The 17,560-nt window shown below is 39.4% G+C and carries 18 protein-coding genes; 13 read left to right on the top strand and 5 right to left on the bottom strand.

Annotated features, from left to right (window positions below; translation table 11 throughout):
* Both BLR37_RS22670 and BLR37_RS22665 read left to right on the top strand, forming a co-directional pair.
* Nucleotides 1-275: transposase (locus BLR37_RS22670; RefSeq protein ID WP_143009651.1), on the top strand; the 275-nt coding region annotated here is incomplete at its 5' end.
* Between the two features lie 221 nt (nucleotides 276-496).
* Entirely contained in the window at nucleotides 497-904 is a 408-nt protein-coding gene (locus BLR37_RS22665; protein WP_090772657.1) for a DoxX family protein, read from the top strand.
* On the opposite strand, the gene BLR37_RS22660 is transcribed toward BLR37_RS22665, so the two are convergent.
* Nucleotides 905-1,540 carry a Uma2 family endonuclease gene (locus tag BLR37_RS22660; RefSeq protein WP_244154735.1) on the bottom strand — a complete coding sequence of 212 codons (636 nt, stop codon included), beginning with the start codon at nucleotides 1,538-1,540 and terminating at the stop codon, nucleotides 905-907.
* Between the two features lie 329 nt (nucleotides 1,541-1,869).
* Entirely contained in the window at nucleotides 1,870-3,855 is a 1,986-nt protein-coding gene (locus tag BLR37_RS22655; protein ID WP_090772655.1) for a heavy metal translocating P-type ATPase, read from the bottom strand.
* Between the two features lie 400 nt (nucleotides 3,856-4,255).
* Between BLR37_RS22655 and BLR37_RS22650 the strand changes: the two genes are divergently transcribed.
* Entirely contained in the window at nucleotides 4,256-6,292 is a 2,037-nt protein-coding gene (locus BLR37_RS22650) for a M13 family metallopeptidase (protein ID WP_090772653.1), read from the top strand.
* Between the two features lie 272 nt (nucleotides 6,293-6,564).
* The gene (locus BLR37_RS22645) at nucleotides 6,565-7,362 is read left to right on the top strand and encodes a DUF2625 family protein (RefSeq protein WP_208599715.1); all 798 of its coding nucleotides are present in this window, start codon (nucleotides 6,565-6,567) and stop codon (nucleotides 7,360-7,362) included.
* A gap of 57 nt (nucleotides 7,363-7,419) precedes the next feature.
* On the opposite strand, the gene BLR37_RS22640 is transcribed toward BLR37_RS22645, so the two are convergent.
* Nucleotides 7,420-7,758, bottom strand: coding sequence for an MmcQ/YjbR family DNA-binding protein (locus BLR37_RS22640; RefSeq protein ID WP_090772651.1), 339 nt, complete (start codon nucleotides 7,756-7,758; stop codon nucleotides 7,420-7,422).
* 315 nt (nucleotides 7,759-8,073) lie between these two features.
* Between BLR37_RS22640 and mnmC2 the strand changes: the two genes are divergently transcribed.
* From mnmC2 to BLR37_RS22605, 7 genes are all read left to right on the top strand, one after another.
* Nucleotides 8,074-8,739, top strand: a complete 666-nt coding sequence (mnmC2, locus tag BLR37_RS22635; RefSeq protein WP_090772648.1) for a tRNA (5-methylaminomethyl-2-thiouridine)(34)-methyltransferase MnmC2 — start codon at nucleotides 8,074-8,076, stop codon at nucleotides 8,737-8,739.
* Nucleotides 8,740-8,871: 132 nt separating this feature from the next.
* Entirely contained in the window at nucleotides 8,872-9,819 is a 948-nt protein-coding gene (locus tag BLR37_RS22630; RefSeq protein ID WP_090772646.1) for an aldo/keto reductase, read from the top strand.
* 429 nt (nucleotides 9,820-10,248) lie between these two features.
* Entirely contained in the window at nucleotides 10,249-11,358 is a 1,110-nt protein-coding gene (locus BLR37_RS22625; protein ID WP_090772644.1) for an AI-2E family transporter, read from the top strand.
* Between the two features lies 1 nt (nucleotide 11,359).
* On the top strand, nucleotides 11,360-11,656 hold the full coding sequence (locus BLR37_RS22620) for a hypothetical protein (protein ID WP_090772642.1): 297 nt from the start codon (nucleotides 11,360-11,362) through the stop codon (nucleotides 11,654-11,656).
* A gap of 63 nt (nucleotides 11,657-11,719) precedes the next feature.
* Nucleotides 11,720-12,169: a DoxX family protein gene (locus tag BLR37_RS22615; RefSeq protein ID WP_090772639.1), complete on the top strand. Its 450-nt coding sequence runs from the start codon at nucleotides 11,720-11,722 to the stop codon at nucleotides 12,167-12,169.
* A 36-nt stretch (nucleotides 12,170-12,205) separates the two neighbouring features.
* Complete coding sequence (gene mazG, locus BLR37_RS22610) at nucleotides 12,206-13,012, top strand: nucleoside triphosphate pyrophosphohydrolase (RefSeq protein WP_090772637.1); 807 nt, start codon at nucleotides 12,206-12,208, stop codon at nucleotides 13,010-13,012.
* Between the two features lie 118 nt (nucleotides 13,013-13,130).
* Nucleotides 13,131-14,255 (top strand): ATP-binding protein, encoded by a 1,125-nt coding sequence (locus tag BLR37_RS22605; RefSeq protein WP_090772635.1) that lies wholly within the window; start codon nucleotides 13,131-13,133, stop codon nucleotides 14,253-14,255.
* Here the strand turns inward: BLR37_RS22605 and BLR37_RS22600 are convergent.
* Nucleotides 14,250-14,633: a YchJ family protein gene (locus tag BLR37_RS22600; protein WP_090772633.1), complete on the bottom strand. Its 384-nt coding sequence runs from the start codon at nucleotides 14,631-14,633 to the stop codon at nucleotides 14,250-14,252. The genes BLR37_RS22605 and BLR37_RS22600 overlap by 6 nt on opposite strands.
* 76 nt (nucleotides 14,634-14,709) lie before the next feature.
* On the opposite strand from BLR37_RS22600, the gene truA reads away from it, so the two are divergent.
* Nucleotides 14,710-15,510, top strand: a complete 801-nt coding sequence (gene truA, locus BLR37_RS22595) for a tRNA pseudouridine(38-40) synthase TruA (RefSeq protein WP_090772631.1) — start codon at nucleotides 14,710-14,712, stop codon at nucleotides 15,508-15,510.
* Nucleotides 15,511-15,546: 36 nt separating this feature from the next.
* The gene (locus BLR37_RS22590; protein ID WP_090772629.1) at nucleotides 15,547-15,990 is read left to right on the top strand and encodes a hypothetical protein; all 444 of its coding nucleotides are present in this window, start codon (nucleotides 15,547-15,549) and stop codon (nucleotides 15,988-15,990) included.
* Nucleotides 15,991-16,071: 81 nt separating this feature from the next.
* On the opposite strand, the gene BLR37_RS22585 is transcribed toward BLR37_RS22590, so the two are convergent.
* The gene (locus BLR37_RS22585) at nucleotides 16,072-17,292 is read right to left on the bottom strand and encodes an ABC transporter permease (RefSeq protein WP_090772627.1); all 1,221 of its coding nucleotides are present in this window, start codon (nucleotides 17,290-17,292) and stop codon (nucleotides 16,072-16,074) included.
* Nucleotides 17,293-17,560 lie beyond the last annotated feature (268 nt).

Genomic DNA, 17,560 nt, shown 5'->3' with positions numbered 1-17,560 from the left:
TAGCACCTTTTGGTAATACATCCGGTACAACATTGAAAGGAAAACCAAAAGTCAGTCATTTGGCAAATAAAAGAATAAAAACCTTGTTAACGATGTGTGCCTTAAACACCATAAAAAAAGACAATGAATTCAAAAGATACTATGATAGGAAAATAAAGGAAGGTAAACATCACTCATCCATCCTAAATGTACTTAGAAATAAACTAATCAGTAGGGCATTTGCTGCGGTACTAAAAGATAGGCCATATGAGAAAGATTTGAATTTCGCAGCATAAAATATTTCAAAATTTATTTGCAAAAACCATAGAATACAGGTTTAGAAACACAGGATCGTGCTATTATAAATGATGCTTTAAATACAAACCGCCTTTAATCTGTAAATTCCGTGTTTCAAGGCAAAAAGAATAATATTAATTCAATGCCAGATGGGAACAGCTAATACCACAATAGTCTAATAAATAAGTGTATTTTAGTATAATACACCATTTAAATTACCATGAATATTAACAATTCTAAAGTAGCTTATGCCATTTTACGTTATGCTATAGCGATTATCTTATTATCGCACAGTGTGTTTGGCATGTTTGATGGCGGTATTAATGATTTTGGCAATTTATACCTGAACAAAGTTGGCTTTGCCCCTTTTGGTGTGGCTATTGCCTGGAGTATTAAACTCTCGCATGTGTTTTGCGCAATATTGCTGGTGCTTAACAAATACATCCGCCTGGCCTGTTTTGCCAGCATATTTGTTTTAATAACAGGCATTATTATGGTACACTTTAAAGAAGGCTGGTTTGTAGTAGGCGGAGGCAGAAACGGTGTAGAGTATAACTTTGTGTTGATTTGTGTGTTAACCGCAATTGTATTTTTGAACAATGCCAGCCGCCAAGAGTCCAAACAATAATTAACCTAAATCTTCGAAAACATCATTTAAAAAGAGTTCGAACCCTGGTAAAACCGAAGAAGTTACTTTTTCGCTTAGTGTAAAAATTTTAGACGGCTGGAATTTACCATAATCCTGGAGGGTATAAATGAGTATACTCTGATCGCTTTGGCTTACCACCCAATATTCTTTTACGCCGAACGCTTCGTAAATGCGGTATTTATGCAGGAGTTCCATTTTAGTGTTACCCGGCGATAAAATCTCCACTACAATATCGGGTGCACCTATGCAGCCACGGTCATCGAGCTTACTTTTATCACAAATTACGCAAATATCTGGCTGCAAAACAGTGTATACATCTTTATCGGCTTTGCTCTCTTTAGGGAAACGTACATCGAAAGGGGCAAAATACACCTGGCATGGCTTACCCTTGAGATAGTTAACCAAAGCATTTGAAATATTCCGCACAATTCCCTGATGTACCCTTGATGGCGCCGGACTCATTTTAAAAACCTTACCCTCAACCAATTCCACCCTCTCCGGGAAAAGCCAATTTAAATAATTGGCATAGCTATAGGTTAACGATCCGTCTATATCATTAAAAGCACGCACAGGTTCGTCGTCGCTCAGAATTGGATATGGTTTAGATTCAGACACACCCAAATATACTAAATTTTATAGCAATTTACATGTTACTTTTAAACATATATTTTATTCACCATTAAGAAGTTAAGCAAATAAAAACTTCATTAACTCCTTAACTATCTTAATCCCTTAATGATAAAAAATTAACCTGCATTTTATTCACCATTAAGAAGTTAAGAACATTAAAAAACTTCATTAATTCCTTAACTATCTTAATCCTTTAATGATAAAAAACTAACCTGCATTTTACTCACCATTAAGAAGTTAAACACATTTAAGCTTCATTCAAATCCTTAACTTTCTTAATTCCTTAATGATAAAAGATTAATCTGCAATATGCACTAAAATTTCATTTTCTGAATCCGAACAGCATTTAATATTGCCAGCAAAGCCACCCCAACATCTGCAAAAACAGCTTCCCACATCGTTGCCAGCCCACCGGCGCCCAAAATTAAAACCAAAGCTTTAACGGCAAAAGCCAACACAATATTCTGGATCACTACATTTTTGGTGGCTTTACCAATTTTAATCGCGGTAGCAATTTTAGAAGGCTGGTCGGTTTGGATCACCACATCTGCGGTTTCGATAGCTGCGTCGCTCCCCATTGCGCCCATGGCAATTCCAATATCGCTAATGGCCAGCACCGGGGTATCGTTAATGCCATCGCCTACAAAAGCAATGACCTTGGTTTTATCCCTCTTAATTTTTTCGAGGTTGGCTACCTTATCTTCAGGCAATAAATCGCCATAATATTGATCTATGCTCAATTGACCAGCCACTTTTTTAACTATTGAAGTTTTATCACCACTCAGCATTACCACCTGTTTTACGCCGTTTTCGTGCAATTGTTTAACGGCAGCAGCGGCATCTTCTTTAATCTCATCAGCAATTAAAACATATCCAACATATTGTCCATCAACCGCCAGTACCACGATACTTTCTTCTATATCTTGTATGCTCAGATCTGGAGGAATATTGAATTTTCTCAAAAGCTTAGCGTTTCCGGCTAAAACCGTTTTGCCATTTACAGTACCTTTCAGGCCCATCCCGGCAATTTCTTCGAGATTGGTGGCCGGATGAAGTTCTGCTCCGTCAGCATAATCCACAATCGCTTTGGCAATGGGGTGGGTTGATTTAGCTTCTACAGCAGTCAGGTAGCTTAAAAACTCCTTTTCGTTAATGGTACTTTCTATTTTCTGGACTTTGAACACACCTTTGGTAAGTGTTCCCGTTTTATCCATCACCACGGTATCGAGCTTGGTAATCAACTCTAAAAAATTCGATCCTTTAAACAAAATACCATTTGCCGATGCGGCACCAATACCGCCAAAATAACCAAGCGGAATGGAAATGACCAAAGCACAAGGGCAAGAAATCACCAGAAACACCAGTGCCCGATACAACCAGGTTTGAAAATGATATTCGCTACCTAAAATTAAAATGGGTACAGTAACCAGTGCTAATGCAAGGAAAAATACAATAGGTGTATAAACTTTAGCAAACTTGCGGATAAAAAGCTCGGTTTTGGCTTTACGCGCAGTCGCATTTTGCACCATCTCCAATATCCGCGATAAAGCACTATCAGCAAACGCTTTGGTAACCTTTATTTCGATCACCTTATCCAGGTTAAGCATTCCAGCCAAAACGCTATCGCCTTTGCTAATGGTTTTGGGCTTGCTTTCGCCGGTTAGCGCAGCAGTATTAAAGCTACTTTTTTCGGAGAGCATTTCGCCATCTAAAGCTATTTTCTCCCCAGCCTTAACCTGTATGGTTTCTCCAATAGCTACCTTTTCAGGGTTTACATCTTCATACTTTCCATTTCTGAGCACATGTGCCACATCAGCACGCACATCGAGCAAAGCCGAAATATTTCTTTTTGCCCGGTTTACGGCTGCCATTTGAAAAAGCTCGCCAATGGTATAAAAAAGCATTACGGCAACCCCTTCAGGATACTCGCCAATGGCAAAAGCGCCAATGGTAGCGATAGACATTAAAGAAAATTCGGTAAAAAAGGCTTTAGCTTTAAAAGTTTCCCAAACTTCACGTAAAACAGGCAAACCAACGGGTAAATAAGCCAGGATGTACCAATACGGCCTGATGGTTTGAAAAGCGGGTACCTTAAAAAAATTATCGAAGGCAATTCCAATCAGCAACATCGCAAGGGTAACGATCGCCGGCAGGTAAGTTTGAAACGCAGATGGGTCGCCACCGTGATCATGATCGTGTTCATCGCCCTCGCCATGTGAATGGTTATGATGTTGATGTTTGGGTTCCGGATGTGCTTTGCTGCTACAACAGCTATCGTGATTATCGTGGGAGTGGCTCATTATCTATTATACTATAATTCGTTATTAAGCTATATAAAACGATCTGGAATCAAATTTATGGAAAATAAAAATGGTTTATCCTGAATCATTCTTAATAGCAATAATTTTTACAGCCACACAATAAAATTTGTTAAAAAATGTTAATAGTGTATAAAAAGATTTAAAATCATGAATCCTGAAACGATTAAAACAATCGGCACAGGATCCATCTGAAGCATAAAGTTAAATATATAAAACAGATGAAATCTATTAAAATCTCATTCTCAGCATCAGATTTGATCAGACGACTAGGTCTGGCAAAAATCTACTATTGGTTTTACAAGTAATATTTCTAATATATTACTACGGTATTAATTAGTATTTCATAAATTTCGCCTTTAAACTAACTTATTTTAAGCGAATGAAATACCAAAATTTGAAAAGATATTTTGCGGCGCTGGGTATAGTCGCTGCTGGCTTTTCTGCAAACGCACAAACCACCAAAAAATTTATCGATCCTGCGAACATGGATTTAACGGTTAAGCCGGGCGATGATTTTTACCAATATGCAAGTGGTACCTGGATAAAAAACAATCCTGTTCCAGCTAAAGAAACACGTTGGGGCTCTTTTAACGAATTGCGCGATTTCAACATTAATGCAGTAAAAACATTGGTTGAAGATGCCGCAGCAGATAAAACGGCACCAGCCGGATCGGTAAAACGCAGGGTTGGCGATTTTTACACCGCTGCTATGGATAGTTTAACCATCGAAAAATTAGGCTATACTCCAATCAAAGCCGATTTAGCTAAAATTGAGCAGATTAAAGATATCAAAGGAGTTTTAGATCAGGTAGCTTACATGCGTGTAAATGGTTTAGGCGGCGCCATGTTTGGTGTTGGTGTTAGTCAGGATCGTAAAAACGTAAACAAATATATGGTTAACATTGGCCAGGGTGGTACTTCTTTGCCTGATCGCGATTATTATTTAAAAGATGATGCGCGTAGTGTTAAAATCCGCGAGGCTTACGATACTTACATGGTTACCCTGTTTACCTTAACCGGCAGCAGTGCTGAAGAGGCCAGGCAAAAAGCAGCAACGGTTTTTAAAATCGAAAAGCAGTTTGCAGAAGCACAAATGAGCCGTTTGGAAATGCGCGATCCTTATGCAACTTACAACAAACTTACTGTTGCCGAACTGAACAGCAAAACACCTGATATCAATTGGTCAACCTATTTACCAAAATTTAAAATTAAAGGTCAGGATACCGTTTTGGTATCATCGCCTAAATTTATGGCCAGTTTAGACGGTATGTTAAAATCGGTTTCAGTTGCTGACTGGAAGACGTACCTGGAATGGAATATTTTAAAAGGATCGGCATCGAGCTTAAGCTCGCCATTTGTAAAAGCTAGTTTTGCCTTTACACAAGCACAAACCGGACAAAAAGTACAAACACCTCGCTGGCAACGCATGTCATCATTAACCGATGGCACCATTGGCGAATTATTGGGCCAGCTTTATGTGGCAAAATATTTTAAACCAGAGGCTAAGGAACGCATGAACCAGATGATTGTGAACCTGCGCAAAGCCTTCGAAATCAGAATTAACGGTTTGGAGTGGATGAGCCCCGAGACCAAACAAAAAGCATTGGCTAAATTACATGCCTTTACGCCTAAAGTAGGTTACCCTGAAAAATGGAAAAACTACGATGGTTTGGTGATTAATAAAGATACTTACTTCCAAAACCTGCGTAATGCCAGTGTTTGGGGGTATAACGAAATGGTTAACCAGTTAGGTAAACCTGTTGATCGTAAACGTTTTGGTATGACCCCGCCAACGGTTAACGCGTATTACAGCCCAACACTGAACGAAATTGTTTTCCCTGCAGGTATTTTACAATTCCCTTTCTTCGATCCAAATGCTGACGATGCCGTTAACTACGGTGGTATTGGTGCAGTAATTGGTCACGAAATGAGCCATGGTTTTGATGATAGCGGAAGCCAGTACGATGCTGCCGGTAACTTAAAAAACTGGTGGACAGCCGAAGACAAAGCTAAGTTTGATGCCAAAACCAAAGCCCTTGGCGAACAGTTTGATGCCTATACCGTACTAGATACCGTGCATGTAATTGGTAAATTAACCATGGGCGAAAACATTGGTGATTTGGGCGGTTTAAATGCTGCTTATACTGCATTCAAAATGACCAAACAAGGCCAAAGCAACGAAAAAATAGATGGTTTTACGCCGGATCAACGTTTCTTCCTGGCCTGGGCACAGGTTTGGAGAGGTAACATTTTACCTGAAAGTGCTGCACAGTTAATTAAAACCGATCCGCACTCTCCGGGTCCTTACCGTACCATTGGAGCCCCTGTAAACATGGATGCCTGGTACAATGCCTTCGATGTTAAACCTGGTGATAAATTATATAAAAAACCAGAAGACAGAATTAGAATGTGGTAATTTAAGGTAGAAGGTTTAAAGGTTGAAGGCGGAAGGTGCTAACATCCTCCACTCACCAAAACACAATATACCATCCTTATATTGCAAACGCCCCAATTTTTAATTGGGGCGTTTGCTTTTTACCTGGTGTCAGCTGTTACCAGCTAACCCTTTTCTCCCAGTCCATTTCATTCCGTTCTATTGATTTCTGGTAAACCTTCAAAAATTAATCCCGCTCCCTTCCGCTATTGTTAAATATCATTCTATCTTTGAAAAAACATTCTACACATCCCATGAAAAGCGCAATTAAAACACTTTCTATCCTGGCTTTAACTTTTCTTTCTTTAAGCAGTTTTGCACAAAACAAGCTGTTTACTGCCGAAGAATTAATCAATAAAAAGGATCCGGCATGGCCCATGGTTAAAAAATGGATTGATTCGGCAAAAAACAAGGTAGAGGTTATGCCTATCGATTCGGCAAAAGCAAAAGAAGTGTTATACAATACGCAAATTTCTACTTACTCTACCCTGGGTTCGGTAATTTACAATACTGGTGGCATTATGGTCGATAACGGCTGGATCAGGATTTTAGGTTCGGGAAGTGAGCGCTTAAACCGTTCTGTTTCTGAGTGGAATAAAGGAAAAACCATCAAAGAATATGGTGACAATATTCCTTACCTTTTAATTGCCGATGATGCAGTGGGTGGTTTCTTCGCCATTAATTACGGCGGCCTGGGCAAAGACATTAAAAATGTGTATTACCTTGAACCAAACAGCTTAACCTGGCAACCACTAGGTGCCGGCTATGGTGAATTTCTCATTTTTTGTTTCGATAGCGACCTCTCTAAATTCTACAAAGGCTTACGCTGGAGCAGCTGGAACCAGTTTATTGCCAATTTGGATGGTACTAAAACCTACAGCTTTCGCCCTTACCTTTGGGAAGAAGGCACAGATATTGAAAAATGTACCCGCAAACTTGTTGGAATCGAAGACATGTACCGTTTTAATATTATGAAGTCGAAAGAATTAAATGCTGATAAAGGCATAAAAAAAGACGACTCGAAAAAAGAGGAAACCAAAACAGAGCAATAACGCTTATCTGAAAATTGTATCTGCGAAATTCAGTGATTTTGTGGCTCCGCGAATAAACTACACGTATTTAGCCTGAACTTTCTTTGATAGTTTAGCCAGGACCATAGCGCGTGATGCTTCTACCCTGCTTTTAAGTTCAGTATCGTTAAAAACTTCTAAATTAGCTACGCGGATCCATTGACGTTTGGCCATGTGGTGCGCCTGTTGAATCCCTTCTCTGGCTGTCAGGGCATCAAACTCTTCAGGATCGCATTTGATCGAGAAGCTGTTATCCTCATCAATGGCGATAATGAAAAACATTTTCTCTTCAATCATGAAGCACAAATGCCCCCATTTCATACCTTCGGTTGTGCCAGGCAAACTCAAACAATATTCTCTGAATGTTTCGATATCCATATTTAGGGTTTAGGGTTTAGGGTTTAGGGTTTAGGGTTTAGGGTTTAGGGTAAGATCAAAGCTAAGCAGAAAAGATTAAAGCTGAAAGGGAAAAAGACGGAGGCCGGGAGGCTGAAGAACAGGGCAGGAAGACCAAAGCTGAAAGACTAAAGCGGATTAATTGTCCTCTCCTATCTCAAACTAATGGTCTCGAAATCCAAAAAACCTGTTTATCCTTTTTCCATTTTCTAACTAATTTATCCTAAAATCAACAATCCTATTTATCATGATCCTATATTTGCATCATTTATCTTGCAAAAAAATAAATCCTGGCCCATGAATATTATTACCCCTACTGCCGATGGCTCGAATACCCTTTACAACGAAACCATTGGCGAGCATTACCACAGCAAACATGGCGCTTTACAAGAAAGCAAACACGTATTTATAGGTGCAGGTTTGCAATTTGTAGCAACTAAGCAATCTGAAATTTCGATTCTGGAGGTTGGTTTTGGAACAGGTTTAAACTTTATTTTAACCCTCGAATATTGCGAGGCCAATAACATTCAGCTCGATTATACCAGCATTGAGGCTTTTCCCCTATCTACCGGATTAATTGAGCAAACAGGCTATTCAGCCTATGTACCACAAGCCATTTGGAATAGCTTTACAACCAATTACGAGGCTGCACTTCAAGCCCCGCAATCACTTTCGGCATTAAGTACGCTCGAAATTCCGCATACTACTTTAGCGACTTTTAATACGCCGAAAAAGTTCGATATTATTTATTACGATGCCTTTTCGGTGCAACACCAACCCGAAATGTGGAGCGATGAAATTATTGCCCATGCCTGCAGTTTTTTGAAGCCTGGTGGCACTTTTGTAACCTATGCCATTACCGGAAAATTAAAAAGAGCCGTAAAAGCCTGTGGTTTCACTATCGAAAAATTACCTGGTGCCCCCGGAAAAAGGGAAATGTTGAGGGCAGTGAAGGGAATGTGATCATGTAAAAGGTAAGATGGAAGATGGTATTTAATTTTAAGCGCGGCCTTAACCAAACGCCGACAGTAACAAGAACGTTTTCTTAAAACCGCATCCCATTCTGTTTGTTAATCCTAATATAAAATTCACACCATGGAAAAAAGAATATTAGGAAAATCAGATTTAAATATAGCACCTATTGTTTTTGGCGGTAACGTTTTTGGCTGGACGATAGATGAGGCAAAATCATTCGAAATTTTAGACCATTTTATCGAAAATGGCTTTAATTGTATCGATACGGCCGATGTATATTCGCGTTGGGTGCCCGGCAACAAGGGTGGCGAATCAGAAACCATTATTGGTAACTGGTTAAAAAAGCACAATAAAAGGCATGATGTAATTATTGCCACTAAAGTAGGCTCTGATATGGGGCAAGGCAAATCGCTTAAAAGAGATTACATCATTAATCAGGTAGAACATTCACTTAACCGCTTACAAACTGATTATATCGACCTCTATTTCTCACACTATGACGACGAAAACACCCCTGTTGAAGAAACCCTTCGTGCTTATGATGAATTGATTAAAGCAGGAAAAGTGAGGTGGATCGGGGCTTCGAACTTTTCGGCCAACCGCTTAAAAGAATCGTTAATCTTTTCTAACGAGCACAATCTGCCCCGCTACGAAGTTTACCAGCCCGGCTACAACCTGTACGACCGCGAAGGATTTGAGGCGGAGCATGAAAAAATTTGCCTGGAGCACAATTTAGGCGTAGTAACCTATTATGCGCTGGCAAGTGGCTTTTTAAGCGGAAAATACCGTAGCGAAGCCGATTTAAGCAAAAGTCAGCGGGGTAGCGGTGCTAAAAAGTATCTGAACGACCGGGGTTTTAAAATACTTGCCGCATTAGACCAAGTGGCAGAAACACATGGTGTAGAACAGGCCTCAGTAGCTTTGGCCTGGCTCATGTACCACCCTTCGGTTACCGCGCCTATTGCCAGTGTTACCGATTTAAACCAGCTTAAATCTTTTACCGAAGCTGCAAATTTAAAACTCAGCGCTGAGGATATTTCGTTGCTGGATAAAGCCAGTGTTTATTAAAAGTTTTATTGCCATAATCATCCTTGTACGGTTTTATAGACCACAAGAGTCCGTCATTGTTGAAGGCTTTTTCAGCCTGCGAAGCAATCTTACAACGGTCGCCAGGTGGAATTGCAATGATTTAATAGTGAAGCCCACACCAAACCCGTCATTTCGAGCGGAGCGCAGCGGAGTCGAGAAATCTAATAAAAGATCTCTCTCCCGACTTAACCTCGGGACTGCGCTTCACCCGATAGCTATCGGGTCGAGATGACGATCATCTCAAATAAGAGATTCTTTATATTCTCACACCACTCCAATTATTACTTCTTTATAATTCTGATATTCTTCAAAAAAGACAGATAATATTAATATTTTGTACAGGTATTTACCGAATATTGATTAAAACATTTAGTCAGACCATTTGTATTAAACAGGACTTATTTTTTTATGAAAGACAAACTATCATTTCTACCTAAGCTTGCGCTGGTACTTTTCTGTTTAATTAGTTTAACCTACATTGCTATTTTAGGGCAATCGCTACTCGCTCCGCTCCTTTTCTCCTTTTTAATGGGCATATTATTGCTACCTGTAGCCAATTTCTTAGAGCAGCGGTTTAAGTTTAAAAGAGGTTTATCAACCCTGGTTTCAGTAATTTTAATGATCGCTGTAATTGGAGGCATTGTTTATTTCTTTGGCAATCAGCTAAGCGATTTATGGGCCGACTGGCCACTGTTAAAAGAAAAAGCCGATGTTTCTTACCATGAATTGCAACATTGGATTTCGAAAACCTTTCATGTAAACTCCGAAAAACAACTGGCCTACCTGAACGATAGCACCGAAAAAGCACTGGCTACCAGTGCCGCCATTGTAGCAACCACATTGGCTACTTTATCATCTACCCTGCTATTTCTGGGTTTTACCTTGTTGTTTACCTTTTTCATCCTCAACTACAGGCGGGTATTGTATACTTTTTTAACCTCGGTATTTAAAGAAGAACACAAAGAAAAGGTAAGCGAAATTGTCTCGCAAATCCAGTATATCATAAAAAAATACATCATTGGTTTGTTTTTACAAATGCTGATTGTAAGCGTACTAATGATTACCGTATTAAGCCTTTTAGGCGTAAAATATGCGGTTTTATTAGGCCTGGTAGCGGGTATATTTAACGTGGTACCATACCTCGGCATATTCTTCGCTTTATTGGTTAGCTGTTTAATTACTTTCGCCACTGCCGGTGCCGGTAAAGTTTTATTGGTTCTAATTGCTTTTGTTGGTGTTCATGCCGTTGATGGTAACCTGCTGATGCCGCTCGTAGTAGGTTCTAAAGTAAAAATCAATGCACTTTTTGCCTTTATTGGTATTGTAGTTGGCGAAATGATCTGGGGTATTTCGGGTATGTTTTTGTGTATTCCGTACCTGGCCATGCTCAAAATCATTTTCGACCGGATAGACAATCTCAAACCCTGGGGCATTTTAATGGGCGAAGAACATAAGCCCGAGAAGAAAAAACGGGTTTATCGCATTACCAAAAAGATTAAATTAGAAGAAAAAGATTAACATGGCCGAAAACCGTTCTCCACATATTTTAAGTACTTCGGCCAATTTGCTGGGCATTTGCTTTATCGTACTTACTTCATTAAAAAAACTGAATCTGGCCGATAGTTCAGTGATAGATGAGTTTGCGGTTGCAGCCGTAATCCTGTTTATGGCCAGCTGTATCTTGTCTTTTATTTCCATGAGAAAAGGTGATTCCGTAAGTCAAAGGCTTGAAAAAACAGCCGATTTTATCTTCCTTTCAGGATTGGTGGTGCTGTTTATCGCCACCATATTAATCGCTTTTAATTTAATTTCGTAATTTTTACAACTCCATTACACCGGTCTTTTAGCAGATCTGCTTGTTAATTTACACCTTTGAAGCATGAAACCTTTATTCGTATTACTCGTTGTTTACGTTGCCCTGCTTGCCTTTGGTGGGCATACCACTTTCGATAAAGGAAATATTTTTGCAGGTAACATGGCTATGGGAGTAATGCTGCTTTTTACAGCTATTGGTCACTTCAAGTTTAAAACCAGCATGGCTGCTATGATTCCGCTTTTCATTCCTAAAAAGGTAGAAATTATCCTCATTACCGGTGTTCTGGAAATCCTTTTTGCCATTGCACTCCAGATAGAAAGTATCAGACACTATACCGGCATAGCGTTGGTTGTTTTTCTGCTCGCTGTTGTCCCTTCTAATATTTACGCTGCCAAACACCGCATCAATTACGAAGATTTATACAAACCTGGACCAGGTATTAAATATTTATGGTTCAGAATCCCCTTTCAGCTTTTCTTAATCGCCTGGGTTTGGTATTTTAGCATCCGTTAACAGCTAATTACAAAACCTGTTGCAAACACCATCAATATGCCTAATAATCCGATTCCTGCCAGTGCAAATAATCCTGCCGACGCCTTTATGCGTCTGCTTACCGTTTTAGATACCTTACGCACCCAATGTCCGTGGGATAAAAAACAGACCATGGAAACCCTGCGCCATTTAACCATTGAGGAAACTTATGAGTTAAGCGATGCGATATTAGAGGGTGATTTGGATGAAATTAAAAAAGAACTTGGCGACGTAATGATGCACCTGGTCTTTTATTCGCGCATTGCTTCGGAAACCAACGAATTTAACATAACTGATGTTTTAAATGGCGTTTGCGATAAACTGGTTAACCGACATCCGCATATTTATGGCGATGTAGACGTACAAAACGAAGAAGATGTAAAACGCAACTGGGAGCAAATCAAACTCAAAGAAGGCAACAAATCGGTTCTGGCTGGTGTTCCTGGTTCACTGCCTGCACTGGTTAAAGCAGCGCGCATTCAGGAGAAAGCCCGCGGGGTAGGCTTTGACTGGGAAAACAAAAACCAGGTTTGGGAAAAAGTAGAAGAAGAGTTACAGGAATTTAAATCGGAATTTAATGTAGCCGATAATACCGCAATTGACGTGGAAAAAGCAGAATCGGAATTTGGCGATGTACTATTTTCATTAATCAATTATGCGCGCTTCATCAACATCAACCCCGAAAACGCGCTCGAAAAAACCAATAAAAAGTTCATTAAACGCTTTCAGTACCTCGAAAGTAAGGCCAAAGAAAACGGAAAAGCACTGAGTGATATGACTCTTGCCGAAATGGATATCTATTGGAACGAAGCGAAAAAGGTATAATTTCTAGCTTTCGTAATGCTATCAGGCAAAAGCATTTTTGTTAATTTTGCGATTACATTCGCAAAATTTATATGAAATTTGCGATTACATTCGCAAAATTTATATTAAATTTGCGATTATGATTTTAAGAGCCATATCAGATTCAGTTGAAAAACACCTGAAAGATAATAAAGCAATTATTTTATTAGGCCCCAGGCAAGTTGGAAAGAGCACGCTTTTAAATCAGTTATCCTCAAAATTCGCTCAACCTGTAACATGGTGGAATGGAGATGACGCTGACATCAGAACCTTACTCACCAATACTACAGCTACATCTTTACGTGCACTTCTTGGCAAGGCTAAAACTTTAATTATTGATGAAGCGCAAAGAGTTGATAACATTGGTTTATCGATCAAATTAATTATCGATCAGCTTAAAGATGTAAAAGTGCTGGCTACAGGCTCATCAGCATTCGAATTGGCCAATCACATCAATGAACCGCTCACCGGTAGAAAATGGGAGTATAACCTCTTCCCTTTCTCATTTGGAGAAATGGTAGCAGAACATGGTTTACTTACCGAGAAAAGATTATTAAACCATCGCCTCGTTTATGGCTATTACCCCGAAATTGTAACCAACCCTGGAGAAGAAGAAATCCGGTTAAAACAATTATCAGATAGCTACCTGTATAAAGATATCCTAACCTGGGAAAAGATACAGAAGCCCGATAAAATGGAGCGCCTGGTGCAGGCTTTGGCTTTCCAGGTCGGAAATGAGATATCATACAACGAACTAGGTCAAATAGCCGGTTTGGATAATCAAACGACCGAAAAATATATTGATCTGCTCGAAAAAGCATTTATCATATTCAGATTAGGGTCTCTAAGTAGAAATTTAAGGAATGAGCTAAAGAAAAGCAGAAAGATTTACTTTTATGATAATGGTATCAGAAATGCGGTCATTAACCAATTTAGCCCTGCAGCGCTACGTCAGGATATAGGTGCGCTTTGGGAAAACTTTGTTATTAGCGAACGGGTGAAATTTCTGGCCTACCAACAAATTAACTGCAACCAATATTTTTGGCGCACACATGCCCAGCAAGAGATTGACTACATTGAAGAACGGAATGGATTAATGAGTGCTTATGAAATTAAATGGAATCCTAAATCTAATGCTAAATTTCCAAAAACGTTCTTAAATGCTTATCTTGATGTGGAAACCAAAGTGATAACACCTGAAAACATTAGTGATTTCTTATTATGAGTAAAACTCCCCATCCACATAATACCACTTCCCATCTTCTAACCTGAAGTTCGATTTTTCGTGCAATACTTCGGTTTGGAATTTCTTATTGAGGTAATAAGCTTTAAACTCTACGGTATCAAAAGTTGCGCCCACAATTTCGAGTTTAAGCCATTTGGTATTTTTTGCACTTTTTAAATAGGCGTCTTTGCTGTTACCTTTCCTTTTGCTGCTGTGTGTGGTTTCCACCAGGTAATCGCCATCGTGAACTACAAAAGCAGAATACCGCGAACGCATTAAGGCTTCGGCAGTAGGCGGCTTTTCTTGTTTTAAATGATATGGTTTACAGCAGTTTTGGTAAAGTAAACCGCTTCCGCAGGGACAATTAGTAATGTTCATTTCGGTTATTTGAGCGGCAAATTAGGAATTTAATGCCCTTGATGCCAAAATTTCCGTAAAATTGCAGTCCAAAATAATGAGATACTTCTTCCACATTGCTTATCAGGGCCAGCATTACAACGGCTGGCAAAAACAACCGGGCGCCATTAGCGTACAAGCCGTAATTGAAAAAGCATTGGAAAAAATTTTAAAACAACCTGTTCCCATTATTGGTTGCGGCCGAACAGATGCGCATGTACACGCCAGTCAGTTTTTCTTTCATGCCGATATCGATCAGCTCTTTGATTTTGACTTGCTTTACCGCTTAAACAAAGCTTTACCCCAAAACATTGCTGTTTTCGATATTATCCCAATGGAAGGCCTGCCACATGCCCGTTTCGATGCCGTTCAGCGCAGGTATGATTATTTTATCCATACCTATAAAGATCCGTTTTTAAGCAACCAGAGCTCATTTTATCTGGCTCCGCAACTGGATTTGCAAAAAATGAAAGCGGCTGTAAATCTGCTTCCACAATACAAAGATTACCGGGCCTTTTGTACCCAGCCCAATAAATACGAACACACCATTTGCAATGTAATGGAAGCCGATTTATTTGTGAACGAAAAAGGCGACCGTATTCGCTTCCATATTGCCAGCAATCGTTTTTTAAGTAAAATGATCCGCATTTTAATGGGAAAAATCCTTAAAACCGGATTAGGCGAACTGAGTTTGGATGAGTTTGAAAGCCTTTTAATTAACCTGCAAACACCCAAAACTTTAGATCCGGCGCATCCTACAGGTCTTTATCTGTCGAAGGTAACTTACCCTTATTTAAACCTACCGCCCAGAACAGAGTTTCTGCATAGCACACAAGGAACCGACTGGATTTCAGTTTAGCTGTAGCGTTTTGGTTTCGGTCTCCGTTTAAGGAGTATGAAAGCTAAAATCTCCATCCTGTTATTTACCCTGGGACTATCGCTGGGCTGTAAAAAGCCTGACAAGGTTGATGTGGTAAACGATGGCGATTATACAGGTTTACTGGTTGTAACCAATAGTGCAAAATCGGTACCGAACACCTACCCTATTTCGGCTTCGTTAAAAAACGGGCGTTTTAGCATCACCTACAAAAATACCGGTAAACCCACAGCAGGATCGGGTACTTACACCTTTAATAAAGGACTGGCTGTTTTTGTTAATGAAGGTGCATATACCGCCGATTTTGACTGGAACATGATTTTAAACGGAGAGTATGAGGTTTTAAGCAATGCTACCGATCTCACCCTTAAAAAGAAGTTTAAGCCAGCTACCTCCGAAAACCCTGCAGCTACCTCATACGTGTACCTGCAATATGAGTACATTTTAAAAAAAGCAAATTAACGCGAACGAATAAAAAAGTTAGGTTTAGGTTGCCTGGGCGTCGAAAATGATCTGATTTGATGACCCAGGCTTTTTTATGCCCTATTTAAAACGGATGGCTTTTAACGGAGAAACTTTGCTGATTAACAGCGAAGGCACAATCAACACAGTTAAACATACCACAACCGTTACCACATTGAGTAGCAGTACATCAATAAAATGAAATTCGATTGGTGCATAGGCTAAAAAATAGGATGCCTGGTTAAGTTTGAAAATATGTGTAGCCTGCTGAAAAAAACCTAAACCCAGGCCTAAAATATTGCCTAGCAATAGCCCTATTCCAATCAGGTAAGCCGCATTGTAAAGGAAAATCTTCATAATGCTCCAGTTGCTGGCGCCAAACGATTTAAGCATCCCAATCATGTTGGTACGCTCTAAAATCATGATTAACAAAGCGGTAACCATATTAATTACTCCTACAATCAGCATTAAAATTAATAACACTTTTGTATTCACATCTAACAACCCAAGCCAGGTAAAAATATTGGGAAAGTTTTCTTCAATAGAAAAAGAACGCAGGTTACGTGGCAGTTTTTCATAAATCTCATCGGCAACAGGCTGCAGTTTGCTAAAATCCTTAATCCTGATTTCTATTCCACCAATCTCGTTATGCGCCCAATTATTTAAACGCTTAATAATATTCAGGTTACCCAAAACAAAACCCTTATCAATATCTTCTACACCAATATCGTAAATGCCTACAATTTTAAACTTCCGCGGGCGCAACTGGTTCTGTACAAAATACATGATAAAATCATCACCCGTTTTCAATTTTAGGCGATTGGCGGTGTAATTCGAAATCAATAATTCCTGCATGGCCTTTGTGCTATCGGCAAAATTGATGATGCTGCCACTAATCAGGTGTTTTTTAATGTAAGACCAGTTATAACTTTTATCTACCCCTTTAAAATTTATTCCTTCTATTTCGTTATTGGCCGAAAGAATACCAGGCTTGGTGGCAAAGGGATAAAAATATTCGATATTGGGATTATTTTTGAGCTCGTTTTTAGTGGTATCATCTAAAACAAATGGCGAATGCTCAAACGAGTTGTTCAGATCGTAGCGTGTAATTTGTACATCGCCCAAATAACCACGTACCTTATCCTTAATTTCGGTTTTAAAGCCTTTAATGATGGCAATAGAGAGGATCATAACCGCCAAACTCAGCATTACGCCCGCTATCGCAATACGAACGATAAGCTTTGAAAATGTACGTTCTGATTTAACGGCTATCCGCCCGGCTATAAAATATTCGAAATTCAATTTTAACAGGTTTCTAAGTAACAAAAATGCTCAATTCCTTTTAAAAAATGGCATTTTCGAAAATAAATAAGCAACTTTAACAATAATGCTGCCGTGCCCAAAGCAATACCAATAACAAGGATAAATTGTTTTGCCGCAGCCATGCAAGATTAGAATATACCGGATATGAAACAATACCTCAGCTTTGCTTTAACCAGTTTAATTGCCTTATCGGCCTGTGGACAACCCAAACCGCTTGAAAAGGAAGTTGCAGGCAAAGGCCTGGAAA

This window comes from Pedobacter soli (assembly GCF_900101435.1).
In the GTDB taxonomy this organism is placed as follows: domain Bacteria; phylum Bacteroidota; class Bacteroidia; order Sphingobacteriales; family Sphingobacteriaceae; genus Pedobacter; species Pedobacter soli.
Note: the sequence above shows the minus strand (reverse complement) of the source record. Positions and strands in the feature narration are given on the sequence as shown.

Coding starts and splice junctions, on each gene's coding strand:
- BLR37_RS22665 (WP_090772657.1), top strand. CDS start 497: ATGAATATTAACAATTCTAAAGTAGCTTATGCCATTTTACGTTATGCT.
- BLR37_RS22655 (WP_090772655.1), bottom strand. CDS start 3,855: ATGAGCCACTCCCACGATAATCACGATAGCTGTTGTAGCAGCAAAGCA.
- BLR37_RS22650 (WP_090772653.1), top strand. CDS start 4,256: ATGAAATACCAAAATTTGAAAAGATATTTTGCGGCGCTGGGTATAGTC.
- BLR37_RS22645 (WP_208599715.1), top strand. CDS start 6,565: ATGAAAAGCGCAATTAAAACACTTTCTATCCTGGCTTTAACTTTTCTT.
- BLR37_RS22640 (WP_090772651.1), bottom strand. CDS start 7,758: ATGGATATCGAAACATTCAGAGAATATTGTTTGAGTTTGCCTGGCACA.
- mnmC2 (WP_090772648.1), top strand. CDS start 8,074: ATGAATATTATTACCCCTACTGCCGATGGCTCGAATACCCTTTACAAC.
- BLR37_RS22630 (WP_090772646.1), top strand. CDS start 8,872: ATGGAAAAAAGAATATTAGGAAAATCAGATTTAAATATAGCACCTATT.
- BLR37_RS22625 (WP_090772644.1), top strand. CDS start 10,249: ATGAAAGACAAACTATCATTTCTACCTAAGCTTGCGCTGGTACTTTTC.
- BLR37_RS22620 (WP_090772642.1), top strand. CDS start 11,360: ATGGCCGAAAACCGTTCTCCACATATTTTAAGTACTTCGGCCAATTTG.
- BLR37_RS22615 (WP_090772639.1), top strand. CDS start 11,720: ATGAAACCTTTATTCGTATTACTCGTTGTTTACGTTGCCCTGCTTGCC.
- mazG (WP_090772637.1), top strand. CDS start 12,206: ATGCCTAATAATCCGATTCCTGCCAGTGCAAATAATCCTGCCGACGCC.
- BLR37_RS22605 (WP_090772635.1), top strand. CDS start 13,131: ATGATTTTAAGAGCCATATCAGATTCAGTTGAAAAACACCTGAAAGAT.
- BLR37_RS22600 (WP_090772633.1), bottom strand. CDS start 14,633: ATGAACATTACTAATTGTCCCTGCGGAAGCGGTTTACTTTACCAAAAC.
- truA (WP_090772631.1), top strand. CDS start 14,710: ATGAGATACTTCTTCCACATTGCTTATCAGGGCCAGCATTACAACGGC.
- BLR37_RS22590 (WP_090772629.1), top strand. CDS start 15,547: ATGAAAGCTAAAATCTCCATCCTGTTATTTACCCTGGGACTATCGCTG.